The 25,387-nt window shown below is 44.2% G+C and carries 22 protein-coding genes; 11 read left to right on the top strand and 11 right to left on the bottom strand.

Annotated elements, in window-relative coordinates; genetic code table 11:
- Positions 1 to 24: 24 nt before the first annotated feature.
- The 3 genes from AAJP47_RS09640 to glnE form a co-directional block, all read right to left on the bottom strand.
- On the bottom strand, positions 25 to 216 hold the full coding sequence (locus tag AAJP47_RS09640) for a hypothetical protein (protein ID WP_346717701.1): 192 nt from the start codon (positions 214 to 216) through the stop codon (positions 25 to 27).
- Between the two features lie 109 nt (positions 217 to 325).
- A complete protein-coding gene (locus tag AAJP47_RS09635; protein ID WP_346717700.1) occupies positions 326 to 1,255 on the bottom strand; it encodes a branched-chain amino acid transaminase in 930 nt (309 codons plus the stop codon).
- Between the two features lie 281 nt (positions 1,256 to 1,536).
- Positions 1,537 to 4,428 carry a bifunctional [glutamate--ammonia ligase]-adenylyl-L-tyrosine phosphorylase/[glutamate--ammonia-ligase] adenylyltransferase gene (gene glnE / locus AAJP47_RS09630; RefSeq protein ID WP_346717699.1) on the bottom strand — a complete coding sequence of 964 codons (2,892 nt, stop codon included), beginning with the start codon at positions 4,426 to 4,428 and terminating at the stop codon, positions 1,537 to 1,539.
- A 231-nt stretch (positions 4,429 to 4,659) separates the two neighbouring features.
- On the opposite strand from glnE, the gene tusD reads away from it, so the two are divergent.
- The 4 genes from tusD (at position 4,660) to AAJP47_RS09610 (ending at position 6,507) form a co-directional block, all read left to right on the top strand.
- Positions 4,660 to 5,130 carry a sulfurtransferase complex subunit TusD gene (gene tusD, locus AAJP47_RS09625; protein ID WP_346717698.1) on the top strand — a complete coding sequence of 157 codons (471 nt, stop codon included), beginning with the start codon at positions 4,660 to 4,662 and terminating at the stop codon, positions 5,128 to 5,130.
- Between the two features lie 278 nt (positions 5,131 to 5,408).
- Positions 5,409 to 5,732 carry a hypothetical protein gene (locus AAJP47_RS09620; RefSeq protein ID WP_346717697.1) on the top strand — a complete coding sequence of 108 codons (324 nt, stop codon included), beginning with the start codon at positions 5,409 to 5,411 and terminating at the stop codon, positions 5,730 to 5,732.
- An 80-nt stretch (positions 5,733 to 5,812) separates the two neighbouring features.
- Positions 5,813 to 6,154: a hypothetical protein gene (locus AAJP47_RS09615; RefSeq protein ID WP_346717696.1), complete on the top strand. Its 342-nt coding sequence runs from the start codon at positions 5,813 to 5,815 to the stop codon at positions 6,152 to 6,154.
- Positions 6,151 to 6,507 (top strand): TusE/DsrC/DsvC family sulfur relay protein, encoded by a 357-nt coding sequence (locus tag AAJP47_RS09610; RefSeq protein WP_346717695.1) that lies wholly within the window; start codon positions 6,151 to 6,153, stop codon positions 6,505 to 6,507. The genes AAJP47_RS09615 and AAJP47_RS09610 overlap by 4 nt, the downstream gene beginning before the upstream one ends.
- Before the next feature lie 81 nt (positions 6,508 to 6,588).
- Here AAJP47_RS09610 and AAJP47_RS09605 read toward each other — a convergent pair whose 3' ends face one another.
- Positions 6,589 to 7,149, bottom strand: a complete 561-nt coding sequence (locus AAJP47_RS09605; protein ID WP_346717694.1) for a tRNA (cytidine(34)-2'-O)-methyltransferase — start codon at positions 7,147 to 7,149, stop codon at positions 6,589 to 6,591.
- Between the two features lie 256 nt (positions 7,150 to 7,405).
- On the opposite strand from AAJP47_RS09605, the gene AAJP47_RS09600 reads away from it, so the two are divergent.
- Entirely contained in the window at positions 7,406 to 7,546 is a 141-nt protein-coding gene (locus tag AAJP47_RS09600) for an entericidin A/B family lipoprotein (RefSeq protein WP_346717693.1), read from the top strand.
- A 70-nt stretch (positions 7,547 to 7,616) separates the two neighbouring features.
- On the opposite strand, the gene hemW is transcribed toward AAJP47_RS09600, so the two are convergent.
- Positions 7,617 to 8,972, bottom strand: coding sequence for a radical SAM family heme chaperone HemW (gene hemW / locus AAJP47_RS09595; RefSeq protein WP_346717692.1), 1,356 nt, complete (start codon positions 8,970 to 8,972; stop codon positions 7,617 to 7,619).
- A 232-nt stretch (positions 8,973 to 9,204) separates the two neighbouring features.
- Here hemW and AAJP47_RS09590 point away from each other — a divergent pair, with 232 nt between their 5' ends.
- From AAJP47_RS09590 to accC, 4 genes are all read left to right on the top strand, one after another.
- Positions 9,205 to 9,702 carry an EVE domain-containing protein gene (locus tag AAJP47_RS09590; protein WP_346717691.1) on the top strand — a complete coding sequence of 166 codons (498 nt, stop codon included), beginning with the start codon at positions 9,205 to 9,207 and terminating at the stop codon, positions 9,700 to 9,702.
- 293 nt (positions 9,703 to 9,995) lie between these two features.
- The gene (locus AAJP47_RS09585; protein ID WP_346717690.1) at positions 9,996 to 11,363 is read left to right on the top strand and encodes an MATE family efflux transporter; all 1,368 of its coding nucleotides are present in this window, start codon (positions 9,996 to 9,998) and stop codon (positions 11,361 to 11,363) included.
- A gap of 245 nt (positions 11,364 to 11,608) precedes the next feature.
- A complete protein-coding gene (accB, locus tag AAJP47_RS09580; RefSeq protein WP_346717689.1) occupies positions 11,609 to 12,040 on the top strand; it encodes an acetyl-CoA carboxylase biotin carboxyl carrier protein in 432 nt (143 codons plus the stop codon).
- A 154-nt stretch (positions 12,041 to 12,194) separates the two neighbouring features.
- Complete coding sequence (gene accC / locus AAJP47_RS09575; RefSeq protein ID WP_346717688.1) at positions 12,195 to 13,556, top strand: acetyl-CoA carboxylase biotin carboxylase subunit; 1,362 nt, start codon at positions 12,195 to 12,197, stop codon at positions 13,554 to 13,556.
- A gap of 99 nt (positions 13,557 to 13,655) precedes the next feature.
- Here the strand turns inward: accC and AAJP47_RS09570 are convergent, their stop codons facing one another.
- Entirely contained in the window at positions 13,656 to 14,276 is a 621-nt protein-coding gene (locus tag AAJP47_RS09570) for a hypothetical protein (RefSeq protein ID WP_346717687.1), read from the bottom strand.
- A 410-nt stretch (positions 14,277 to 14,686) separates the two neighbouring features.
- Entirely contained in the window at positions 14,687 to 16,471 is a 1,785-nt protein-coding gene (gene leuA / locus AAJP47_RS09565; protein WP_346717686.1) for a 2-isopropylmalate synthase, read from the bottom strand.
- 201 nt (positions 16,472 to 16,672) lie between these two features.
- Between leuA and AAJP47_RS09560 the strand changes: the two genes are divergently transcribed.
- A complete protein-coding gene (locus tag AAJP47_RS09560) occupies positions 16,673 to 17,161 on the top strand; it encodes an Lrp/AsnC family transcriptional regulator (RefSeq protein WP_346717685.1) in 489 nt (162 codons plus the stop codon).
- 277 nt (positions 17,162 to 17,438) lie between these two features.
- Here the strand turns inward: AAJP47_RS09560 and AAJP47_RS09555 are convergent, their stop codons facing one another.
- From AAJP47_RS09555 to AAJP47_RS09540, 4 genes are all read right to left on the bottom strand, one after another.
- Positions 17,439 to 18,758 (bottom strand): ABC1 kinase family protein, encoded by a 1,320-nt coding sequence (locus AAJP47_RS09555; RefSeq protein WP_346717684.1) that lies wholly within the window; start codon positions 18,756 to 18,758, stop codon positions 17,439 to 17,441.
- A gap of 103 nt (positions 18,759 to 18,861) precedes the next feature.
- A complete protein-coding gene (locus tag AAJP47_RS09550; RefSeq protein ID WP_346717683.1) occupies positions 18,862 to 19,659 on the bottom strand; it encodes a HesA/MoeB/ThiF family protein in 798 nt (265 codons plus the stop codon).
- 127 nt (positions 19,660 to 19,786) lie between these two features.
- On the bottom strand, positions 19,787 to 20,659 hold the full coding sequence (prmC, locus tag AAJP47_RS09545) for a peptide chain release factor N(5)-glutamine methyltransferase (RefSeq protein ID WP_346717682.1): 873 nt from the start codon (positions 20,657 to 20,659) through the stop codon (positions 19,787 to 19,789).
- Positions 20,660 to 20,707: 48 nt separating this feature from the next.
- Complete coding sequence (locus AAJP47_RS09540) at positions 20,708 to 22,372, bottom strand: AmpG family muropeptide MFS transporter (RefSeq protein ID WP_346717681.1); 1,665 nt, start codon at positions 22,370 to 22,372, stop codon at positions 20,708 to 20,710.
- 557 nt (positions 22,373 to 22,929) lie between these two features.
- On the opposite strand from AAJP47_RS09540, the gene katG reads away from it, so the two are divergent.
- Complete coding sequence (gene katG, locus AAJP47_RS09535) at positions 22,930 to 25,119, top strand: catalase/peroxidase HPI (RefSeq protein ID WP_346717789.1); 2,190 nt, start codon at positions 22,930 to 22,932, stop codon at positions 25,117 to 25,119.
- The last annotated feature ends 268 nt before the right edge of the window (positions 25,120 to 25,387 follow it).

The following is a 25,387-nucleotide window of genomic DNA, read 5'->3' as shown; positions in this document are numbered from 1 at the left end:
AGTGACATCTAACGGAGGCAGTTCCTAACATTCAATTTCTGGACGTACATCAGTTGTATCATCTGTAAAACAAACGAAACGAAATGGTGGCGTAATATTACGAGATACCATGCCGTATAACTTATTAGCATAATCAGCTCCGTATTTTGTACCCCATTTAATACAAATCACTTGTTTGACATTGTTATTGTCGGCTGTACTAGAATCCATTGGCATTGACTGCTCACTTTACTTTAATTGTATGAATAAATATGACAAATATATTAGCATAAAAAAGCTGAACAATTACGCTCAGCTTTTTTTGCAGAATCAAATACGACTGTTTTTAGTCGATGAAGCTTAACCAGTCCATGTACTTCTCATTGCGGCCATGCACCACATCGAAATACAAGGTTTGTAGCTTTTCGGTCAATTCACCACGGCCGCCATTACCAATGGTGCGATCATCATATTCACGAATAGGCGTCACTTCAGCAGCGGTACCCGTCATAAAGATTTCATCTGCTAAGTAAAACTCATCGCGCGTAATACGGCGCTCAATCACTTTGATACCCAAATCAGCTGCAAACTGAATGATAGTACGACGCGTAATACCATCAAGTGCACCGCCCGATAAATCTGGGGTATGCAGCACACCGTCTTTTACTAAGAATAAGTTTTCGCCCGCGCCTTGGCAGACGAATCCTTGTGGATCCATCAGGATGGCTTCATCATAACCACTGCGTGTCACTTCTTGGTTTGCCATAATAGACACAGGATAATTGCTAGACGCTTTGGCTTTGCACATCGTGACATTAGGCATGTGATGCGTATAAGAAGAAGTTTTTACACGGATACCATTTTTGATACCTTCCTCACCCAAATAAGCGCCCCAGTGCCATGCCGCAACCATCGCGTTGATACTGTTGTCACGTGAAGACAGACCGAGCTTTTCCGCACCGACCCAAATAAGAGGACGAACATAGGCTTCTGCTAAGTTATTTTGTTTGACTACCTCTTTTTGTGCTTGCTCAAGAGCGGCTGCGTCGAAAGGCACGTCCATTTGGAAAATTTTTGCAGAACCCAATAAGCGTTCAGTGTGCTCTTTTAGACGAAAAATAGCGGTACGCTTGTCGTCGGTTTGATAAGCACGTACGCCTTCAAAAACCGCCATTCCGTAATGCAAACTGTGTGTCAGTACGTGAACTTTGGCATCTGGCTGTTCAATCATCGTGCCATTCATCCAAAGCTTACCATCTTGTGTTGCCATATTCATTTTATAGTCCTTATGCTAGCGTCAACGTCTAGCTTTTTAGATAAATTTTATTCAACAGTATGTATCAACACCATATGATAACACCGTAGCGTCGAATGTCACGATTAAAAATCTTGCGTCATTATTTTTAATAACAGCTTCTAATAAAGGTTGCTAATAGCTGTAATAACAAGCGCCAATGATGTTGTGATGTAGGAGCGATTATATCACTGGCAGTACGAGCAAATGAAATCTTTTGGTTTGGCCATAGCAGGCTATTATTTATAATCAAAGCGTGTCTTTTAAGGATTGTCTTGCGTTATAGACGTGCCTTTATGCGTCAAATCAACGCCCATTAAATGTTGCCACTGCGCCTGTAACAATGCGCGCGTCTCTTTCCAAAGCGACTCATCAACCAGCAACGACTGCTCTGATAAGGCCAGCTGATGAGTGGCCGCACGAATTCTGAGATAGGCATCGGTCAAATCCTGACAGACTGACGCCGCCCAAATACCCAGCGATGCCACTTCTTCGAAAATACGCACATTGTCACTCCATTTGGTCAAGCTTGGATGCTCATGTGAGTAGGCCAATACCGCAAATTGTGCCAAAAACTCTATGTCTACTATTCCGCCTGCATCTTGCTTAAGATGGAACTTACCCGCTTGCTGCTCCCATTGACTGGTACCCAGATGCTTTTGCATTTTTATGCGCATACTGGTGACCTCGCTACGTACTTGTTCAATCGTACGCGGCAATGCCAATACCTCGCGGCGAATATTACAAAACCGTGCTGTTACGTGCTTATCTCCGCAAATGGCACGCGCTCGAACCAACGCTTGATGCTCCCAAGACCACGCTTTTTCAAGCTGATAGGTTTCAAAAGCGTGACAAGAAACCACCATCATGCCCGCGTTACCGGAAGGACGTAGACGCATATCAATCTCGTAAGCACGGCCATCTCGAGTTTGAGTATTTAGATAATTCATGAGCTTTTGAACCAAGCGCGCCGCGAACTTCATGCCGCTCACTGACGTCTCACCCGTGGTCATGCCCTGCTCTTTTATTTTATGCAAGAACACCAAATCTAGGTCTGAAGAGTAGGACAACTCAAGTCCGCCAAGCTTGCCGTAACCAATAATAGCAAAGCCGCAATTGGCTTCCGTCACCGGATCACCGTCTTGACCAATGGGATAACCATAACGTTTGACAAGCTCTGTAAACGCGCGCTCCAGTGCGGCTTCTAATACTACTTCTGCAATATAAGTGAGAGAATCAGACACCTTCATAATCGGGCGCTCAGCCAATACATCACTGGCAGCCACAGCCAATACTTGGTTCTTTTTAAACAGGCGCAGGACGCTAAGCAGCTCCTCTTCATCATCTGGCTCGACACGCAGTAGCTGTTGACGCAAAATATCACGCAGCTCAGGCTTGTCAGGTAAATGACGGTAGCGCTGTTGCAAAAAGCTGTCGAGTAGCACAGGGTATTGAGCAAGCTCTTTTGCAATCCACGGACTTGCCGATAGCATCGGAATCAGCTCAATCGTTGCGTTGGGGTTTTCAGCGATCATAACCAAGTAAATAGAACGACGACAAATCGCTTCGAGTAAAGCGATCAGACGCGGCAAAGCTGTATTAGCGAGCTGCTGCTGTTCTTGGTGTGCCAATAACGCACGCACAATCACAGGATACGCAGCGTCTAGGCGTTCTCTTGCCTCATCAGTTAAATTAGCAACCATTTTTGATTGCCAAAAACTTCTTAGTAATTCGCCATTGGCTTCTGTCAGCACTTCATACAGCCGCTCAATCTGTGCATCCAAATGCTCAGGTTGAAGATCCGTTTCTTCTTGATCAGGCACTTGGCGTTCAGTCACCATACGCTCAAAAGGAACATTTACGTTGTGTCGATGCTGATTGAGCGTGCTTAAGAGTCCCTCCCAATTGTCAAAGTCCAAGATGACCGCAAGATTGTGTTGCCAATGCGGATCATGAGGTAAGCGCTGAGTTTGCTGATCATTGATGGCCTGAATGCCATGCTCAAGACGACGCAAAAACCGATAAGCCGCTTGCAATTGCTCATACGTTTTTGGCTCTAGATATCGGAGTTCGCATAAAACTTTCATCGCCTGCAAGCACGATTTAACCTGTAGCTGGGGGTGTCTGCCTCCATAAATCAGCTGAAAGGCTTGCACAATAAATTCAATGTCTCTGATACCGCCTGCCCCAAGCTTAATATTATCCAAGTCTTCACGCTGCGCCACTTGATTTTGAATAAGCGACTTCATCTCTCTTAAGGCGGCAAAAGCGCTGTAATCCACATAATAACGAAAGACGAACGGCTTAATAAGTGCCTGTAACTCATTATAAAACGGCTGATCTACTTGTCCAATTACCCGCGCTTTTAGCCAAGCAAAACGCTCCCACGCCCGCCCATGTAACGCAAAATACTTTTGGAGGGCAGATAAATGAATCGCCAAATCACTGCCATCACCCCACGGACGCAGACGCATATCGACGCGAAACACAAAACCATCGGCGGTCTTGTTATCCAACAATTTGATAATCCCTTGACCGAGCCGCGTCATAAAACGCTTATTTTCTATGCTACGGGTGCCGCGGGCTTTATCCCCATTGGTTTCGCCCCGCGCCTGATGGACGAAAATAAGATCAATATCACTTGATAAATTTAGCTCGTGAGCGCCAAGCTTACCCATGGCCATAATTGCCATATCATCGATTTGTACATTGCCTTGATCATTGATAAAAGTCGGTTCGCCATATTGTTTGACCAAATTCTGATAGGTATAAGCTTTGGCAAATGCGATACAGCCATCGGCAAACTCAGACAGCTCATCCGTCAGTTGCTCAAGCGCAATCACCTGTAAGGCGTCTTGCCAAATCCAGCGCATCATAAGTAGCATACGCAGATGACGTAAGCCGCTCATCACTTTTGCTTCATCCGCGAGTTGATAGTTTTCATCCAACGTATAGTCTTGAATCAGATCTTCGATTTGCTGACGCGTTAAGGTCTGATCTAAAGGATAGCTACGCAAAAACGTTTGGCACGAGACCGTTCGACTCTCCCAAATCTGATAAGCAAAAGCACTCGCCATTTGTAATACTTGCAGCTGTGCCGCTGTTGGCTGATAATCTGTCGCATTGTTCATAGGTGAAGGCATAACAGGTAACATAGAGACATAAACTCCTTGCATAGAATGATAAGACTACGTGAAGCTCGCGCATAAGTTTATTGTTTTTTCTTACGAGGCAGTCACTGTATTGAATCACAGCAATTAATCAGTAGCTGATAAAAAAATAAGTATTACGCATAAAACCATATTTCATCACCGTGTGCCTAGTTGATTTGAGTGGCTTTATGGTAGCATAAACAACTTTAGTACAGATGAATGACAAAACTTTCTATGACAACCACAACGCCCCTACTACTGATTACCGCCGATCCTAGTCATCCTCTTGCCAAGCTGGCGCTACGCTATGCTCGTGCCTATCTTCAAAACGCCTCCAACCAAGCAAATGACAGCGCTCAGATCATCCATGATGACGCCAATGCTATTAACAATGACGCCCCTGTCACTGGCAAAGCATTGTTAAATGTCTTTTTTTATGGCGATGCCGCTCATGTTGCCAATGGCTTACGCTGGCAATCTGCCGATCAAGTGGATGTCACCAAAGAGTGGCAAAATCTCGCTAAGCAATATGGATTGTCCTTACCTGTTTGCGTCAGTACCGCTCTTAGTCGCGGGATTAGTGACGCTGATAACAGCACTCGTCATCAACTGGATGGTGACAATCTGGCCGCAGGTTTTAGCTTAGTGGGACTTAGCGAGCTTGCCATGATGATGCAAAATGACGCTCAGGTGATACAGTTTTGATAAAATGCAGATTATATAAACAAACGCTCATATTACTAACTGCTTACTTATAGTCAGGTCTAAATAAAATCGATACGTCAATATTGCTTCGTTGCTGGTATACATTTTACTTGCTTGCTGTGTCTACGCTGACAGAGGCTGCGTAAAATATATCCCAGCAACTTCGTATCGTTTTTAAAGTGGATCGACTATAGCTTAACGCTTGGTTCAGTGACCCTCTTATCAAAACAAATGCAATGCTGCTCCGTGTCAATCAATGAGCAATTTAGGAATCTATCATGAAATTATTAATCCAGCTGAATACGCCTACTGAAATGGCCAGTTATGAAGGCTGTGCGCTTGCGCTAACGCTGGCAACCTTTGGACACGAGGTGCAGCTGTACTTAGACGCTCCTGTTTTTGGCCTGTTGATGCAACCTGAAACCCGTCTGCATGGCATGATTCAATCGCTAGATCTGTACGACATGCCAGCGGCTTGGCTACCTAATGATGTCTTTAGCGGTTGGGTGACAGGGATGTTGCCAACTGACTTGGCTTCGCAATTAACATTGATACCAGAGGTCGTGAACTCACAAGACTTTGAGCAAATATTAAGATTTTGATGGCGTGCATTTTTTATTAGACAGATAAATAGTCACTCACCCTCTTTACCCTAGAATTATTAGAGCAATTGGATACCCTTATGGCCACTTTATATCAATTACACAGCACCATAGACACGCTTAGTCAAAGTGTGGAGGAGATGTCGCGTACATGGCGTGCAGGTGACAGTATTGTTTTACTGGGTACGACAGTTGCTTTTATCGACTGGTTGAATGCGCAGTTAAGCGACAGTGAGCCATACATTGACATAAAGGACATTGCAGGTATTTATGCGCTCACTGACGATGTCGCTCAGCTAACGGCCAATACCAGCGCTAAGCTCAATCTTAACGCCAAATTAACGGCTCTATTAACAGACGTAGAATGGGTCAACCTAACCCAAGACCCTCAATTTGATAAAGTGGTGACCATCGCCTTATGAACAACGACACTGTGACGCCTCATACCATTAACCATACAATTGATGTCGAATTGGATCAAGACGGTCATTTATGTGACCATACTATTTGGACACCTGCTATAGCGCAGCAGCTTGCAAACACGCTAGAGGTGGAGTTAGAAGCTGAGCATTTGCAGGTTTTACAACAAGTGCGAGCATTTTTTGATAAATTCAATCACGCGCCAGCCACGCGTCCATTAATCAAATGGTTGCAAAAAACGTTGCCAAACCACGATATAAGCAACCAAAAATTGCAGCAACTGTTTAAGACAGGACTGGTGGCCCGTCATGTCAATCGTCTTGCTGGCTTGCCCAAACCGCCCAACTGCTTATAAAAACCCTAACTACTTATAAAAATTCAGCCGCGCCCTATCCTTATTAAAATATAGGAGCGCGGCACATTATAGAATGCACCCTTATTTTGGGTCATAAACGGTTAAAGTCTCATAACCGACACTGCGCCCTTCATCGCCCATAAACCCTTGCTGACGCCATATCTCATAGAGACAAATCGCCACACTATTGGATAAGTTTAGGCTGCGCGAATCAGCAAGCATCGGGAGTCTTAACCAATTGTCCGCCCCAATGTCTTCACGAATTTCGTCTGTTAATCCAGCGGTTTCAGAACCAAATACCAGAGCGATACTCGGCATTGAATCCTTGTTTGTTTTTTTAACGTCTGGCTGTCCGCTAAAGTCATAATCATAAAAAGGCTTACTCAGCTTGGTCGTCAAAGCCGTTATCACTTGGCAATCAGCGGCTTTTAATGCCTGTTTTGTGGCCGACCAATCGTCATGTACTTGTAAATGGGCGTATTCGTGATAATCAAGACCGGCGCGGCGCAGCTTTTTATCCTCCAGCTCAAATCCTAGAGGTTTGACCAGATGCAATTGGGCGCCTGTGTTCGCGCATAAGCGGATAATATTACCAGTGTTGCTGGGCATCTTGGGAGCTACCAACACGATATGGATGGTCATACGAATTCCTTGAGTGATTAATTCTAATTAATTGTGACACTTATAGGCTGCATGTAATCAAAAGTTACAGTTTACTGTCAATAATTACATTTTGATACTGTGCAGCGTTTTTAACTTTCACTATGATGTCGGTAACGGATAGCGAGATAATATATACATTATCATCTTATTCACTACCTTCTCAGTGACGCTTGAGCATGATGCTTAGCATTACTGTGATTATTTATAACAACCCATTTGTTTTGAGGATATCCTTATGAAAAAATTAATTATCGCATCTTTAGCTGCTATGTTTGTTCTAACTGGTTGCAACACGTTTAAAGGTCTAGGCCAAGACGTATCAAGTGCTGGCGATGCTGTTAGTGGCGGCGCACAAGACGTACAGAACAAAATCTAAGTGCTAGCTTCTTAGATCACTTAAAAGGTCTATCATTTATTTGATAGGCCTTTTTTATGTGAGTCTATTTTTATAAAAACGCTTGTAATATCTGATTGAGATAGCGCTGTCCCAATACCGTTGGCTGCAACCTCTCAATACTGTCTACAAGCAAGTCTCGCGTGACCAGTTTTTTCACTTGTGGTGCAATATCACTATAAGCAAGCCCCGTTCTGGTTTCAAACAACGACCACTCTACCCCGCTATGTAAACGTAACGCATTAAGCATAAACTCACTGACCAGCTCATCACTTGCAATTTGTTGCCAGCCCACCATTTTTGGTGCATTTGGCTGAACATTCTCCAATGCTTCATTCGTAAACGTATGATCTTTTAGCATATGGTCTTTCGCCATATAATCTTTTGGCAGCCGTGATTTGCTAAAACGATAAATACCTGACGCTGCCAGCGCGTCATTCCCTAGATTTTTCTTGACTCCCAATGGTTTGGGCAGACTTGCATTTGTCGGTGAGGGCGTATGTCCAACCGTCACTTTGCCATGCGCACCAGCGCCAATCGCTAGATAATCTCCAAACTGCCAATAATTGACGTTGTGGCGACAGGGTTTGTCTAACGCACCCGCCCAAGCTGACACTTCATAGTTGCGATAGCCCAATTGTTCTAAAAGCGCTTGACCTGCCTGCTCGATATCGGCCAAATTGTCTTCGTCGGGCAACAGTGGCTGGCTGCGATAAAACACCGTATTGGGCTCAATCGTTAATTGATACCATGAAATATGCGTAGCGCCTGCATCATGTGCCATTTGAATGTCGGTCAACGCCTCATTCATGGTTTGTTGCGGCAATCCGTGCATCAAGTCAACATTGACCCGCTCAAAGCCTGCCGCACGCGCTGCTTGAATAGCACTCAACGCCTGAGTAGGATTATGTATTCGCCCAAGCGTGGTTAATTTGTCAGCGGCAAAGCTTTGTACCCCAATCGACAACCGGTTGATACCCACGTCCAAATATTGCTCGAAAGGCGCGTGCTCAAGTGTGCCGGGGTTGGCCTCCATAGTCACCTCAATATCCTCAGCAAATTTAAAAATCTGACGTAAGCCCAAAAACAGCCGTTGATACTGAGTAATAGGAAGGAGTGACGGCGTCCCTCCCCCTATAAATATTGAGGTAATAGACCGCCCCTGCGCTAATTCCTGTTGCATACTGGCATCTCGTAAGAGCGTCTCTACATACTCGTCGTACATAGATAACTGAGTGTCTTTTGGCAGCTCGTGCGAGTTAAAGTCGCAATACGGACACTTTTTGACGCACCACGGAATGTGAATATAAAGCGCTAAAGGAATGTCACTCACGTCTAACGTACTCACAGAAGCTTCATAAGAAGCATCATTGTGATCTAAAGAATGAACAGATTGATTATTTGGCATAAACAAGGATTTCTATAAAAAGAGATATAAAAGGGCATCTGCTATGATTGGCAGAAAGTAGCGCTAGGATAACGGCTAGATGATCTAAAGAAAAGCTATGCGAGGATAAATTTCTCAACAAAACCACTCACAAAAACCGATGTTAAAACAATGGGCTTACAGGCAAGATATTACAAGTATATTAATAAGACGTTGATAACAAATAATTGATCATATTATAAGGATAAAATACATGGCTTATTGGTTGATGAAGTCCAACCCAAAGTTTTTTGGTATCAAAGATTTGGAGCGATTAGAAACAGATAGCTGGGATGGCGTTCGTAACTACCGTGCTCGCAACTTTATGCGTGATGACATGCAGGTGGGTGACAAAGTTATTTTTTATCACTCCAGCGCCAAGCCGTCCGGAGCCGCTGGTATTATGACCGTTAGCAAAGCAGGCTATCCTGATCCCACTCAGTTCCATCCTGAGCATCGCCATTACGACCCTCTAGCAACTGAGGATACGCCGCGCTGGTACCTGGTAGAAGTCGCTTTTGAGCTGGCTTTTATAGACGTTGTGCCTTTATCAGAGCTTAAGTTTTTACCGGCGCTTGAGGACTCACTATTACTGAGAAAAGGGTGCGAGCAGTTGACCATTCTACCACTTGAGCCCAAGCATTGGCGCGCTATTATCAATATGGCAGACACTCTCAATCTATTGCCAGATGAAGCCCAAACTTATTTGTAATAATAGCGAAAACCGTAACAAAACCATCTAAAACGTTGACTTTACGGGCTCGCTTCTTTACCATCCTATCTACTTATGACCTGTCCATTCTTTTTTGAATTGACGGGTTATTTTTATTTTTGTGCCTTTCATTTTATTCTCATACTTTGCCGTTATAGGCTTGTTCGTATTATTTATCAGAGTATCATCATCGGCACAACGCCTATCTTGTCTTATTGTCTTGCTATTGATTTGTTGATGGCAGTATTTGCGCATCTACAATAAAGATTATAAAGAATAAAAAGTTGCTCACTATGTCTTTTCCATTGTCTTTTAAAGATTTTAAAAGCTACAGCTTACGCTTAGGCGTGCTCGCGCTTCCTATTTTAATTACTCAGTTCTGCCAAGCGGCGCTTGGTGTGGTCGATGCCATTATGGCAGGTCAAGTTTCTGCCCTTGATTTGGCTGCTGTGGCAGTTGGGTCTGGTATTTGGCTTCCGCTATTTTTGTTGGCGACGGGTATTTTGATTGCAACCACACCTCTCATTGGTGAAGCCATCGGCCAAGATCAACACAGTCAAGTGCCACATATCACGCAGCAGTCTTTATGGACGGCAGGCGTGCTGGGTATTGTTGGCTTTATTGTTGTCAATTTAGCGCCCAATATCCTTGGGGTCATGGGTGTGCCTGAAAACATCCAACCGATCGCCACGCAGTACTTACATGGTGTGTCCTTTGGTTTCCCTGCTATCGCTGTTTATGCGGTACTGCGCAGTTATTGCGAAGCGCTTGGTCGACCTGAGCCTGTGACGGTTATTAGTATCATTGGCTTACTCGCCGACATTCCCCTCAACTATATTTTTATTCATGGTTTGTTCGGTCTGCCTGAGCTTGGCGGTGCGGGTTGCGGGGTTGCGACTGCCTGTGTTTTATGGATAAATGTGTTGCTGCTTGCCACTTATACCAGCTTCACGAAACGCCAGCAATTTGCCAGTACTCGATTCTTCTATGGCTTTGCCAGTCCCAATCGTGCCCAGATCAAAAAGCTTTTAAAACTCGGGATCCCAATTGGTATATCTATCTTTTTTGAAGCCAGTTTATTTAGCTTGGGTGCATTGGTCATCAGTCCGTTAGGCGAGCTGGCAACTGCTTCTCACCAAGTGGCGTTGGCGGTCACCTCGCAACTGTTTATGATACCCATATCCGTTGCTATGGCATTGACCATCATGGTCTCCAATCGCTTCGGCGAAAAAAACATCATGGCACTGCGTCAAGTACAAGCCACTGGTCTGATATGGACGGTATTAATTGCGCTTATTTGTATGCTTGGCATTTGGTTGTTTAGGCCACAGTTGGCTGCCGCATTTACAGACAATCCAGCGGTTATCGCGCAGTCTATGCATCTACTCATCTTTGCACTTGCATACCAACTATTTGATGGCTGGCAGGTCAATATCGCTGGTATATTGCGCGGTATGCAAGACACCGCTGTGCCGATGTGGGTCACGCTGTTTTGCTATTGGCTAGTCGCGTTACCACTTGGTATTTATTTGGTGCGCTTCACCAATGTCGGTGCCCAAGGATTTTGGATGGCATTAATCACAGGGTTATTCTTATCCTCTATTCTTCTGACTTTGCGCCTCCTTTATCAGCAAAAGCGTTTAAAAGCGATATGGGCTTAATTACAAGGTTTATTTTATCCAAACATAACTTCGGTAATTGCTGGTGCTGTCGCGTTACATAGACTATGATTGATTGTAGAAAGTTTCTTACACGCAAAACCGCTTGCGTCATAATATGTAAAAAAACTCAGTTAACAACTGTACATCGATTGCTCATTGGCGGGAATATAGGTATCATTAGCAATTATCTACACAATATTTAGTTACACTATTTCTCGAATTTGGTACAAGGCAAAATTAAAACTATGGATATTGAAAAAATACGCACCCTGATCGCCCTCATGGAAGAAAGTGAACTGGTCAATTTGGAAATTAGCTCAGATGATGAGCATATCAGTTTAACTCGTCACTATGATGCCCCTGCCCCAACGATGATGGCCGCTCCTACCGCAGGCGCTGCCCCCATGACTGCTGAAGCAGCACCGGCAGCCGTAAAAGCGGGTAGCGTCGAGACCTCACCTATGGTTGGTGTTTATTATTCAGCCCCTAGTCCTAATGATCCACCATTCGTGAAGGTTGGGCAAAAGGTACAGGCGGGTGATACGCTGGGTATTATTGAAGCCATGAAAATTATGAATCCCCTTGAAGCAACTCAAAGCGGCGTCATTGACGAGATTTTAGTTGAGAACTCTGAAGTGGTACAGTTTGGCCAGCCTGTCGTACGCTATAAAGCTTAACGACTCCATTTGCCACTCTTTACCTCATAATGATAGAGAGGTCGCTATCTTAAGTGCATCAGAAATTAAGTGATATTAAATAAAGTATTATTTGATTTTGTGATGCCAAAATAGCGACTCTATCGTTGACTGCCACTTCGACAAGGATGAACCCATGATAAAAAAACTGCTCATCGCCAATAGAGGTGAGATTGCCCTGCGTATCGTCAGAGCTTGTAAAGCCCTTGGAATAGAAACCGTAGGTGTCTATTCGACGGCTGATGCAAACCTAATGCATCTTCGTTTTGTGGATGAGGCAATCTGTATTGGTAAACCCAATGCCAATCAAAGCTATCTTGATATCAACACTATTTTAACCGCTGCTGAAATCACAGGCGCTGATGCCATTCATCCCGGTTATGGCTTTTTATCAGAAAATGCTGAGTTTGCTGAACGCGTTGAAGAAGCGGGTTTGACGTTCGTTGGTCCCAATGCTGACCATATCCGCTTAATGGGTAATAAAGTGTCAGCTATCAATGCGATGAAAAAAGCAGGCGTTCCAACCGTGCCCGGCTCTGTTGGCGCTGTGACCCTTCACAATGCTGAAGAACAAGCGCGAAATATTGGCTTTCCACTACTCATTAAAGCCGCATCTGGCGGCGGTGGTCGTGGTATGCGTGTGGTTGAGCGTTTTGATGAACTCATCGGACAAGTACAAGCAGCCAAACAAGAAGCTGAGCTTTGGTTCGGTGATGACACGGTATATATGGAGCGCTATCTACAAAATCCGCGCCACGTAGAAGTACAAGTACTGGGCGATGGTAACGGTAACGCCATCCATTTATATGATCGTGATTGCTCACTACAACGTCGCCATCAAAAAGTATTAGAAGAAGCGCCTGCGCCTGACATTCCAGATGATGTGCGTGAACCTATTTTAAGAGCGTGCGTCAAAGCATGTGAGCTAGTGAAATATCGCGGTGCGGGTACTTTTGAGTTCTTATTTGAAAACAACGAGTTCTTCTTCATTGAGATGAATACTCGTGTGCAGGTTGAGCATCCAGTTACTGAAATGATCACTGGCATTGACGTCGTCGTTGAACAGCTTAAAATCGCTGCTGGTTATGGTTTGTCTTATCGTCAAAGCGAGATTGAGATTCAAGGTCACGCTATTGAGTGCCGCATCAACGCAGAAGATCCAGCGACCTTTATGCCTTGTCCTGGTACAGTCAGTCAGCTGTTTGCACCAAGTGGCGCTGGCGTTCGATTTGATTCGCATCTGTATCCTGGTTATGAGATACCGACCTATTACGATTCATTGATTGGAAAGCTTATCTGCCATGGTCAAACGCGCCAGCAAGCAATCTCTAAGACATTACATGCGCTTGATGAGCTAGTAATTGAAGGTATCAAAACCAATATACCTTTACACCGTGATGTGATTTTAGCGGATGATAATTTTGTGCAAGAAGCACAAAACATTCACTATCTTGAAAGAGAGCTTTTGACTGCCAATAAGGCAAAAGACCCATCGTAAGCTAAACAACTTACCTCTTTGAACCAAAAAAACCGCTATTGATTAGCGGTTTTTTTAGTATTTGTTGCCTGAAAATACCCTTAATATCTGCTTTTTTAATTATGGTAATATTCTATTAAAATTCATAAAGCACTCGTTACCATCAGGATCAGCACACCACTGCATCTGATCACCATCATGGTTCAAAAACGCAATCAACGCTTCGTCACTTTGATCAACCTGATTACCAGAGCAATCTACTTCGTTATTGTCATAAATCGTTTTAATCGCGATGACGGGCAATCCTTCTTCACGGTGCGTGACCAAGTAGCGCCCGTACGTCAATTCTTTGCCACTGACTGTCCACATCTCATTGTCAGCGGCAAAGTTATACAATTCGCGGCACTGATTGGCTTTTTTAACCGATGCCATCAAATTTGTATTGGCATCTGATTGAATACTAAGGACACGCTTTTCATCTTGCGTAAGAACCCCGCCCTCTGTGCCCGCAACCGATTTAGGCGCTTCGCTTTGTACCGCTTGCCCGTCTTCTGATGCTGCTTGCCGCGCTCTAGCTTCTTTTGTCATGGTAATACCGCTGTCCAAATCCACCTCCCACTGCCCGGCAATAGCCGGACTAATATGAGTGGTGATCGTCGGTTTACTAATCACTTCACCATTCGCTGGTAATGAAGCCAAAAGCGCTGCTAATGAAAATGAAGCAAATGAGATAGGTTCCATAATTAACCTTTTATTTATAATATAATAATATGCACTATGTACATTAGCGTAAGTCTTAGACACCAAAAATACAAGTAACATTATGCTATCGCTCGTTATGCTCAAACGATGATGGAACCGACTCGATTATTGGCGGCAAGCGGTCTTACTTTTTAAAATAAACTCATTTTTTATGCAAAAAAATAACGCCACCACTTTACTTGTTTGAGACAAGAAGCGATGGCGTTATAAATAGCGGTTACAGGTAATCCAGCATAAAAGTGTACATACGGCTATTATGCTTTACTGGTATCAATTCTCCTCACTGGCTGCTTGCAAGTGTGACAGAGGCTTCGAAAAATTTATCTCAGTAGAACCGTACTCTTTTTAAAGTAGATTGACCTTATAAAAGCTTTTGAAGGCTCTTAAGATTACGCCGCTGTTTTGTCAACCGCTTGAGCAAAGGCAGATAATGCCCCTTTAAGCATGGCAGATACAGTACTGCTACAGGTTCCGATACCTGAGTAGACCTCACCATCAACATTCAATTGAATGTACGCTGCGGCATTGGCATTGGTTTTATTGTCCTTATTGGTATCATCATCAATGCCGTTACCGCTGTTATGGTGCGGGTTGATGGCGTGCTCGGCATAATTGATAATATGTAGCGATTTTCCCGTATGCTGGGCAAGTCCATCCATGAACGATGATAATGGACCATTGCCTTTACCATCAATATCGATGACGTCATTATCTATTTGTACTTGACCACTAAAATAAACGTCGCCGCCTTTATTGTTGACACTATAATCTAATAGCTCAAATCTGCCTTGTTGTAGATACGTGTCCTCAAAGGTCTGCAAGATTTCATCGTTCTGTAATTCGCGTGCTGCGGTTTCCGCTTGCTTTTGTACCACGCCGCTAAAATCAATTTGCATCCAACGTGGTAAGTTAAACCCATAGTTGCGCTGCAAGATATACGCCACGCCGCCTTTACCTGACTGGCTATTAATACGTACCACATCTTGATAACTACGACCAATGTGCGCCGGATCAATCGGCAAGTAAGCCACATCCCAAACATTGTCAGTCTCATCTTGATGCTTCTCGTTGTAGTCGAGAGACTTTTTGATAGCATCTTGATGTGAGCCACTAAAGGCGGTAAAGACCAGCTCGCCCACGTAAGGATGACGCGGATGTAGTGGCAAGTTATTACATTCACTTACCACCTGCACAATCTCACTCATGTTGCTAAAATCAAGCTCAGGATCTACTCCTTGGCTAAATAAGTTCATGGCCATGACCATAATGTCCATATTGCCTGTACGCTCACCATTACCCAATAACGTACCCTCAATACGATCTGCACCAGCCAGCACACCAAGCTCAGCGGCAGCAACTGCGCAGCCACGGTCATTATGCGTGTGCAAACTGACAATCACATGCTCGCGGTGAGTAAGGTTGCGGCAAAAGTACTCAACCTGATCGGCGAACACATTGGGCATAGATGCCTCAACCGTCGCTGGCAAGTTAAGAATAACCTCTTGTCCTTGCTGCGGCTGCCACACTTCACAAACCGCGTCACAGACTTCTACCGCATACTCTGTCTCTGTTTGGCTAAAACTTTCAGGTGAATACTGAAACACCCAATCAGTTTCAGGATATTTTGCTGCGTACTCTTTTAATAGCTTAGCGCCAGTGATCGCAATCTCTTTAATCTCAGCTTTGTCTTTACCGTAGACTTTATCGCGTTGTACACGGCTGGTGGAGTTATAAACATGGACAACCGCGCGCTTAGCGCCTTTTAAAGATTCAAAGGTGCGGGCAATCAAGTGCTCACGCGCCTGTACCAACACTTGAAGCGTCACATCCTCCGGTACATGGTTTTCTTCGATAAGTTTACGAGCAAAATCAAATTCGACTTGCGCGGCTGATGGAAAGCCAATCTCAATCTCTTTAAACCCTACGTCTACTAGCGTTTTAAAAAAGCGCATTTTTTGTTCGATGGTCATCGGATCAATCAGTGCCTGATTACCATCACGCAGATCCACACTTGCCCATATTGGTGATTTCTCTATCGTCTTACTTGGCCAAGTGCGATCTGGTAGTGATGGCGCAAAAGCAAATGGACGGTATTTACGAAAATCAAAAGCGGCACTTTTCGGTGTCATCTTGGCAGTGGCTTCGACGCCAGTGCGTGTGGCTTGGTCAGACATAATCAATCCTTAGATGAGAGTTTGGATAGTTTATTATTAAAGTATGATTTATCAAACGAGATAAACCCTAGTTAGATCATTATAGTAGCAAATTTAATTGTCTAAAAATCTGCTTTTTTTGATTCGATTTGATGCTATTTTAGTGGAAAGTCTCTTATTAATAATTATAATGAGTTAAATTCACTAATAAAGCGACAACTCATGCAAAACAATTATATGAACAGCTCGCTTTTGGTCGATATCGATGAAACCGACCGACAATTACTGCGATTATTACAAACGCAGGCACGTATGAGTGTCACTGAGCTTGCCGAACGCGTCAATCTTTCTGCAACTCCATGCGCACGCCGTATTAAACGCTTAGAAGATTCGGGTATTATTACCGGCTATTACACCAAAACAGATCCACAAAAATTGGGCTATCCGCTAGCGGTGTTTATTGCGATTAGTATGGATCGTCATACTGCCGAGCGTTTTGAGCAGTTTGAATCTAAGGTACAAAGCTTCGATGAGGTGGTTAGCTGTAGTATCGTGACAGGTCGTACAGAAGATTATCTGATCAAAGTACGAGTACGCGACATGGCGCATTATGAGGAATTTCTATTACATAGATTAAATCGTATCGAAGGGGTTACCCAAGTACATACCAGTTTTGAGCTTCGAGAAGTGTTTAATCGCAATGTCGTATAAAGGCTATCAAGCCGTTATCGGCGCTTACCGACGAAACAACCATCGCAATATATAGTCAATCTAATATAAAAAAAGGCACAGCAAGCAAGAAAAATTGGTTCCAGTCGCGCGCTATCATGTCTTGTATCCATTTTATTTAGGATCAACTATATGACAAGGTTATTTTGAAGTGGTTAACAAAAGATCCGCTGTGCTAAAAAAGTCGAAAATAAGAATGAGCCAGTCATTTAAAAAATGACTGGCTCTTAGATACATTCAATTCGGTAAATGTGATCAATTAACCTTCTGTTTGTCCAAGCATTTGCACCCGTTGATCGCTGAACATGTCCATATCAGGCGCGAGCGTCCGCATGAAACGATCAAAATATAACATCTGCTTGGTCAATAAGGCAAAATCACGAGGAAAGTGAATACCATGACGCTTACCCACTTCGACAATCTCAAGCATCATCGTATTCAGCTCATCCGCTTGCTGTTTACTATTAAAGGGAACCCCACTGGTAAAGGCTTTGTCTTCTGCCATGATGGTCTTCATCATACGCTGTAAATCATTGCCCAATGCCACAACATCAACCTGATTGCCACCGTGGGTCATCTCCATATCCACCATATGGCGTGCCATCGCTTGATAATCGTTGTCTTGCATCGCTTGCATCATACCCATACAGGCGCGCCAGCTTTCCGCTTTTAACTTACCGACAATCCCAAAATCCAAAAAGCCAATGCGACCATCCGTTAATAGCATTAAATTACCCGCATGCAAATCAGCATGGAAACTATTGCATAGCATAAGACTGGCAAACCAAGTGTTTAAGGTATCTGCCATGACTTGGGCAGGATCACCACAGTACTGACGCATGAGCGATTCATCTACCATGGAGACACCGTATAAGCGACTCATGGTCAGCACGCGCTTCGTGGTGAGAGCCTCATATACTTCAGGCGCAGTCACTCGGGTATTGCCTGATACCGCCAAAAACTGCTGAAAATCGCGAATATTCTGCGCCTCAGCGATAAAGTCAGTCTCAGCCAGCATCCGCAAACGAATTTCATCAATAATCGGCGCAATACTGGCGAACTTCATCGAGGGCATGAGTAGCTCAAGCAATTTGGTAACGCCGTGCAATACGCCTAAATCCGTTTGCATGATGGTTTCAACGCCCGGCTTTTGCACCTTTAGCACGACCTCATCACCATTATGTAGACGTGCCGCATGCACTTGGGCAATGGAAGCTGACGCTAATGGCTCTGAATCAATATGCGCAAACAATTCATCAAGCGTCCTACCATCGGCTGCCAATTCTTCGTTCAATACTTGCTCGATATAAGCATAAGACAAAGGCGTGGTTTGATCTAAGCAGCTCTGAAAAGCAGTAACGTAATCGCGAGGAAATAATGACGGCGTACTAGCGATGAACTGACCGATTTTGATATAAGTTGTACCTAACTGCTCAAATGTCTCTTTTAATAGCATAGCATCAGGCTTTTCACCTTTTGCGACTCTGAGTGCAGAAAGACCAGCGACGCTTGCGGTTTGGCGGACGCGATTGACAACGTTAAACGTGTGTTTTAATAAATGGGGACGATGAATTTTCATAAAAAACAACTGTGATGATAAAAAGAAGATTTGAGGAGACTACATCAATAAAACACTATGCCAATTATCAACAATAAAAGTATGTGAAATCGGCACTAATAGATTAAGAAGTAGCACAACAGACTGGACACTCGGGGTCTTTGCGATAACCCATCAGCCGTTGCTGCATCCGGCTACCATCCCATATTAATAGTTTGTTTGTCAGTGGATTTTTGGTTAATCCCAAATACTGCAAAGCGGCATTGGCCTGCAAATTGCCCATAATAGCAGTGGTGCTGGCAAGCACACCTGAATTGGCGCAAGTACGCTCATCTGTCTCTATATCGTCTACAACCGACCCAAACACACAGTGATAACAGCCCGTATCTAAATGCGGCTCAAATAACGCCAGTTGCCCTTGCATGGCAATCGCTGACGCAGACAACAATGGAATCTGATAACGCACACTAATGCGATTGATAATGTCGCGCGTGGCAAAATTATCCGTACAATCTAATAGCAGATCGGGCTTGCCCGTTGCTATATCAAGTAAATCATACGCATTGTCTTCGCTCAATCGTGCGACTGTCCCACGAGCTGCTATCAAAGGATTGATGCGCTCCAACATAGTCGCCGCTGTCAACGCTTTGGGCTTACCCATATCGTCGGGTAAAAACAGTGTTTGCCGTTGTAGATTACTTGCCTCGATGACATCATCATCAATCAGATGCACCTGACCAAGCCCTGCCCTTACCAAGGTTTCAGAAGCGGGACAACCTAGCCCGCCTGCGCCAATAATGATTATGCGCACAGACTTCAATCGTAGTTGGGCATCAATATCCCAGCCATCGAGCAATATTTGCCGCGCATAACGCAGCAGCTCTTCATCCAATAATTGCTCTGTCTCCAGTGAGTGCGTCATACTTATTTAAAACCTATGATTAAACAACTTTATTATGATAAAACCTGACTAATACTTAATAGAGACTAGCGGTTAAAAAAGCTTCGACTATGGTCATCTACTAAAGCGATAAATGTCAGCTGTCTGCTTATTGACTCTGACCAAGCGTCACGCGATCATTACCGCCATAATCCTGCACTGTCACGACGGATTCAAAACCATGATCCAAAAACAACTGACGGACGGAAGCGCCTTGATCATAGCCGTGCTCAATAGCCAGCAGACCATTTTTACATAAGTGGTTTGTTGCTTGCTGAACAATCTGTTCGATATCTCCCAAACCATGATTGGGCGCACTCAACGCGCTGATTGGTTCAGCCTTTAGTTGTGCCAGATGCTCGTCTGCTTCATCTATATAAGGAGGGTTTGAGACAATGACATCGAATAACGGTTGATCATGTATAGACAGCTTGTCATACCAGCTGCTTTGTATAAACTCGATATTGTCCACACTATTGAGTGTTGCATTATGCTGGGCAACGTCAAGCGCTTCTGATGACAAATCAACAGCGACCACCTGCCAATTCTCTTTTTTCAATTCATGAGCAAGACTAATAGCGATACAACCCGAGCCTGTACCCAAGTCGAGTAAGTACTTACTCTGTGCCTGAGTTGGCTGAGCATTGATCCAATCCAGTACCTGCTCGATTAGTATTTCAGTATCTGGTCTAGGGATCAAGGTATGCTTATTAACCATAAAGTTAAGCGACCAGAAGGCTTGCTGACCGGTTAAATAAGCAAGCGGTGTCCCCTCTTGCATCTTAATCACACCAGCTTCGAACTGCTGCTGCTCACTTTCTGTCAGCTTATAATCTTCATCAGTGATCAAAAACAGATTAGGTTTATCAATGACATGTAATAACCAATCCGTTAGCCAAAAAGATGGCCATTCCCGAGCGGATTCTGTACTCATCAATTGCTGAATCTGCTGCTTTATTTGACGAATGGTCAATGATGTCATAGATAACTCTTAAAAACACAGTCGGTAATGAGCGGAATATTATATTTACTATTCTGAGGCGCGTGGTGGTTCTTTAGTATCCGTCAAGTTGGGATTGGCCTTGGCTAATTTATTACCAATATGGCTGTCCTCATTGTCACCACTGTCATCATCGTCGCCATAAATATCGTCATTATCACCAATGACAATGTGCTTATCGACCAGATAAATCAGCAATAAAATTGGAATACCGATGGCAAAAGTAAAGATAAAGAAAAACGGATAACCCATGTTATCAACGATAGTACCCGAGTAACCGCCCAAAACTTTGGGCAGCAAGGTCATAAGCGATGAGAATATGGCGTATTGTACCGCAGTAAAACGAATAGACGTCAATGCTGATAAGAAAGCAATAAATACCGCACTGGCCAACCCTGCTGCCAAGTTATCAAAAATCACGGCCAAATACAGAACGGGTAAGCTGCCCTCATGATAGGTCAGTAAGACAAACAATAAATTGGTCACACAGGCCAAAATCGCCCCAACCATCATCGCTTGCATCATACGCAGCTTTTGGGCCATCAAACCGCCTAAAAAACCACCAGCAATCACCATGATGACCCCGACTAATTTAACAGCATTGGCAATATCTGTCTTGCTAAAGCCCATGTCTTGATAAAAGACGTTGGAGATCACGCCAGCGACGATATCGGAGATGCGGTAGAGACCAATCAGTGCCAATAATAGCAATGCTTTTTTGCCATAGCGACGGAAAAAATCTGCAATAGGTTCAATCCAAGTCGCCCTTGCTACTTCCTCTTTAACCATTCCTACTTTTACTAGGCCATAACCGATGACTAATGCTGTCGTCAAACTCAAAGCCAAATGTACAATCTCAATCAAGAAGCCAATTAACGCACTCTCAGTTTCAGGCAATACAGCACCAATATTGGCAAATACTATGACAAACCCAATTACTGACAAGGCAAATACCAAAACCAAACGCGTATAATCTGATGTCTGACGTGGCACACGTACTTGCTCACTTACTGGTTCACGAATGATTAGCGTGGTCACGACCCCCACACCCATCACTGCTGCCATAATCCAATACGTGTTGCGCCAAGCCTCATAGCTATAAAGCGTCTCAGTCGAACCAAAATAGTCAGCCAAATATAAAGCGCCTGCACCTGCAACGATCATACCTAAGCGATAACCTGCCGTATACATTGCTGATAAAACAGATTGTAGACTGGGCGGCGCAAGCTCAATACGGTAGGCATCAACAACGATGTCTTGCGTCGCAGAAGAAAACCCGAGCAATACGGCACCCACTGCCATCCATATCAGGCTGCTTTCATCAATTGGGTTAACGCTTGCCATCAGACAAATTGACAGAATAATCAGTAGTTGAGCCACTAAAATCCAACTACGTCTGCGACCCAGCCATTTGGTCAAGATAGGTAGAGGTACTGCATCGACCAAAGGCGCCCAAATAAACTTGAACGAATAACCCAGTGCCGCCCAACTGAACATGGTCACAACACTGCGGTCAATACCTGCTTCACGCAGCCACAATGATAAACTTGAAAAAATAAGTAGAATTGGAATGCCAGCGACAAAGCCCAAAAACAACATAATAATAGCACGTCGATCGAGATAGGCTTTTGCCGCCTCTCCCCATGATTTTTTGACAATTGGTTGATCGGGTGGCGCAGATTTGACAGCAGACATAGTAACTCACCAACACTTGAAACAAAGAACACAACTGTGCACAATTTTTATCAATCATTATAAGGATTTATCACCAACAAGGATTGATAAAAATTGCCCAACGTTGCACCAACACACTTATCACAACAAAATCCAGTTATGGTACTTGAGAACCTCTACCTTGACTAGATATTTTTGCATTAACTTATCGTTTGGGGCAACTGGAGTGGTACATTAAGAATGCTATGAATGTTGCATTCTTATGATTTGTTATTTAAAACTTATTGTTTTTATAAATTGGTTTTATAAATTAATGGTGTTTGGTTATGCTCTATCTATAAATAATGATTGTCGTGATTGACCTTTAATCTATATCACCTAGGAGTAATACCATGTCTAGCTCAAATAATACGCCCACTGATAAAAATGCCACGCAAGATACGGCGGGTTGTCCTGTGAACCACGCAGGCAACAACTCTGACGCGCCAACCAACACCACTTATGACCAAGGTGACGACCAAGGTCCAACGATTCATAGTGAAAACGTTGATCACGCGCATACACCGCAGCGTCCTAGTATGGGCGGCTGTCCTGTCATGCATCAAGCCCACACTACCAACGCCTCAGCCGCAACCGACTGGTGGCCGAACAGTTTGAATTTAGATATATTGCATCAGCACGACCAAAAAACGAACCCCATGGGCGAAGATTTTGATTATGCTGAAGCGTTCAAGCAGCTCGATCTAGAAGCCGTTAAACAAGATCTAAAAAACTTAATGACCGAATCGCAAGAATGGTGGCCAGCAGATTGGGGTCATTATGGTGGCCTTATGATTCGTATGGCGTGGCACTCGGCTGGCACTTACCGTAATGCGGATGGACGCGGTGGCTCTAATACGGGCAATCAACGCTTTGCCCCGTTAAATAGTTGGCCGGACAACGTCAACTTAGACAAAGCGCGCCGTTTATTGTGGCCTATTAAGAAAAAATACGGCAACAAGCTGTCTTGGGCAGATTTGATGATTTTGGCCGGTAACATGGCTTATGAATCGATGGGCTTTAAAACCTTGGGATTCGCTGGTGGTCGCGCTGATATATGGCATCCAGAAAAAGACATCTATTGGGGTTCTGAGCGTGAATGGCTTGCCCCTACCGAAAACCGTTATGACAACGATGAAGACCGCGCCACACTCGAAAACCCGTTAGCAGCGGTACAAATGGGCTTGATTTATGTCAACCCTGAAGGGGTCGATGGCAATCCTGATCCATTAAAAACCGCTCAGGATATGCGTACCACGTTTGGCCGTATGTCCATGAACGATGAAGAAACGGTTGCCTTGACGGCAGGCGGTCATACCGTAGGTAAGTGTCATGGTAATGGGGATGCCACGGTATTAGAAGATGAGCCAGAAGCCGCTGATGTCAAAGAGCAAGGCTTAGGTTGGCGTAATCCTAAAGGCAATGGTAACGCTGGCGATACCGTCACCAGCGGTATTGAAGGCGCATGGACCACCAACCCAACTCAATGGGATCACGGCTACTTTGAGTTACTTTTAGGCCATAACTGGGCGCTAGCCAAAAGTCCAGCAGGCGCTTGGCAGTGGGAGCCGACGGACATTAAAGAAGAAGATCGTCCATTGGATGCACACAACCCTAATGTCCGCCGCAATCCTATCATGACTGATGCCGATATGGCATTGATCAAAGACCCTATTTATCGTGAGATTTCTGAGAAGTTTCACCGCGAGCCCAACTACTTCGACGAAGTATTTGCTAAAGCTTGGTTCAAGCTGACACACCGCGATTTAGGGCCTAAATCTCGCTACTTAGGGGCAGACGTGCCAGCGGAAGACTTTGTATGGCAAGATCCTATTCCAACTGGTAATGCTGACTTAACAGATGAAGACATTGCCACACTAAAATCGCAAATATTGGCTAGCGATCTGAGTCGCCGCGAATTGATTATTACGGCATGGGATAGCGCTCGTACGTTCCGCGCATCCGACTATCGCGGCGGCGCTAACGGCGCTCGCATTCGTTTGGCACCGCAAAAAGACTGGACAGCCAATGAGTCAGAACAATTGCAACGCGTGCTTGAGACACTGACACGCATTCAAGCCGAGTTTGAAAAAGACGTTAGCTTGGCTGACCTTATTGTATTGGCGGGTAATGCGGCCATTGAGCAAGCAGCAATCGATGCGGGTGTAGAAGTTACTGTACCGTTCAAAGCAGGTCGCGGTGATGCGACTGAGGACATGACAGATGACGTATCATTCTCTGACTTAGAGCCTTTACACGATGGCTATCGCAATTGGGTCAAACACGACTATGCAGTGTCTCCAGAAGAGATGTTGCTTGATCGTAGCCAATTAATGGGATTAACCGCACCTGAAATGGTCGTCCTGATCGGCGGTATGCGCGTTTTAGATACCAACTATGGTCAAAGCCCATATGGCGTCTTCACAGATCGCGCAGGTGTGCTGACCAATGACTTCTTTGTCAACTTAACGGACATGAGCTACACGTGGCATCCAGTCAGAACCGATGCTGACGAAAGCAATACGGCTAACACGTATGAAATACGCGAACGCGGCACAGGCAAAACCAAATGGCAAGCAAGCCGTGTGGACTTAGTTTTTGGTTCTAACTCTATATTACGTTCTTACGCTGAGCTCTATGCACAAGACGACAACTTAGAAAAGTTTGTCAAAGATTTCATTAAAGCTTGGAACAAAGTGATGAATGCCGATCGTTTTGATGTTGCCTAATCACGTTAAATACAGCTACCCAGTTTGCCTACGTGATGTAGCCAAGTAACATATAACCGATTAGCTCCCTTATTAAACAGCTGTCTTTTAGAAGGCAGCTGTTTTTTTGTGTATAGTTGATTCTAAATAAAATGGATACAAGAAATGAGAGAGCGAGATTGGAACTGATTTTTCATATTAAAATCTCTATATTCCCAATAACTATAAATTGATAGCTATTTATTATATACAAGAATAATAGCTTTGTTTTACACTGGTCTCTCACGGA

The sequence above is a fragment of the Psychrobacter halotolerans genome (assembly GCF_039680845.1).
GTDB lineage: Bacteria > Pseudomonadota > Gammaproteobacteria > Pseudomonadales > Moraxellaceae > Psychrobacter.
This window is presented reverse-complemented; position numbering and strand designations above follow the sequence as displayed.

Excerpts from the sequence above, each read along its gene's own strand:
- katG (WP_346717789.1), top strand. The coding sequence starts at position 22,930 with ATGGGCGGCTGTCCTGTCATGCATCAAGCCCACACTACCAACGCCTCA.
- AAJP47_RS09620 (WP_346717697.1), top strand. The coding sequence starts at position 5,409 with ATGAAATTATTAATCCAGCTGAATACGCCTACTGAAATGGCCAGTTAT.
- accB (WP_346717689.1), top strand. The coding sequence starts at position 11,609 with ATGGATATTGAAAAAATACGCACCCTGATCGCCCTCATGGAAGAAAGT.
- AAJP47_RS09590 (WP_346717691.1), top strand. The coding sequence starts at position 9,205 with ATGGCTTATTGGTTGATGAAGTCCAACCCAAAGTTTTTTGGTATCAAA.
- AAJP47_RS09640 (WP_346717701.1), bottom strand. The coding sequence starts at position 216 with ATGCCAATGGATTCTAGTACAGCCGACAATAACAATGTCAAACAAGTG.
- tusD (WP_346717698.1), top strand. The coding sequence starts at position 4,660 with ATGACAACCACAACGCCCCTACTACTGATTACCGCCGATCCTAGTCAT.
- AAJP47_RS09540 (WP_346717681.1), bottom strand. The coding sequence starts at position 22,372 with ATGTCTGCTGTCAAATCTGCGCCACCCGATCAACCAATTGTCAAAAAA.
- AAJP47_RS09585 (WP_346717690.1), top strand. The coding sequence starts at position 9,996 with ATGTCTTTTCCATTGTCTTTTAAAGATTTTAAAAGCTACAGCTTACGC.
- AAJP47_RS09615 (WP_346717696.1), top strand. The coding sequence starts at position 5,813 with ATGGCCACTTTATATCAATTACACAGCACCATAGACACGCTTAGTCAA.
- accC (WP_346717688.1), top strand. The coding sequence starts at position 12,195 with ATGATAAAAAAACTGCTCATCGCCAATAGAGGTGAGATTGCCCTGCGT.
- leuA (WP_346717686.1), bottom strand. The coding sequence starts at position 16,471 with ATGTCTGACCAAGCCACACGCACTGGCGTCGAAGCCACTGCCAAGATG.
- AAJP47_RS09560 (WP_346717685.1), top strand. The coding sequence starts at position 16,673 with ATGCAAAACAATTATATGAACAGCTCGCTTTTGGTCGATATCGATGAA.
- AAJP47_RS09600 (WP_346717693.1), top strand. The coding sequence starts at position 7,406 with ATGAAAAAATTAATTATCGCATCTTTAGCTGCTATGTTTGTTCTAACT.
- hemW (WP_346717692.1), bottom strand. The coding sequence starts at position 8,972 with ATGCCAAATAATCAATCTGTTCATTCTTTAGATCACAATGATGCTTCT.
- AAJP47_RS09610 (WP_346717695.1), top strand. The coding sequence starts at position 6,151 with ATGAACAACGACACTGTGACGCCTCATACCATTAACCATACAATTGAT.
- AAJP47_RS09555 (WP_346717684.1), bottom strand. The coding sequence starts at position 18,758 with ATGAAAATTCATCGTCCCCATTTATTAAAACACACGTTTAACGTTGTC.
- AAJP47_RS09605 (WP_346717694.1), bottom strand. The coding sequence starts at position 7,149 with ATGACCATCCATATCGTGTTGGTAGCTCCCAAGATGCCCAGCAACACT.
- glnE (WP_346717699.1), bottom strand. The coding sequence starts at position 4,428 with ATGTTACCTGTTATGCCTTCACCTATGAACAATGCGACAGATTATCAG.
- AAJP47_RS09570 (WP_346717687.1), bottom strand. The coding sequence starts at position 14,276 with ATGGAACCTATCTCATTTGCTTCATTTTCATTAGCAGCGCTTTTGGCT.
- AAJP47_RS09550 (WP_346717683.1), bottom strand. The coding sequence starts at position 19,659 with ATGACGCACTCACTGGAGACAGAGCAATTATTGGATGAAGAGCTGCTG.
- prmC (WP_346717682.1), bottom strand. The coding sequence starts at position 20,659 with ATGACATCATTGACCATTCGTCAAATAAAGCAGCAGATTCAGCAATTG.
- AAJP47_RS09635 (WP_346717700.1), bottom strand. The coding sequence starts at position 1,255 with ATGAATATGGCAACACAAGATGGTAAGCTTTGGATGAATGGCACGATG.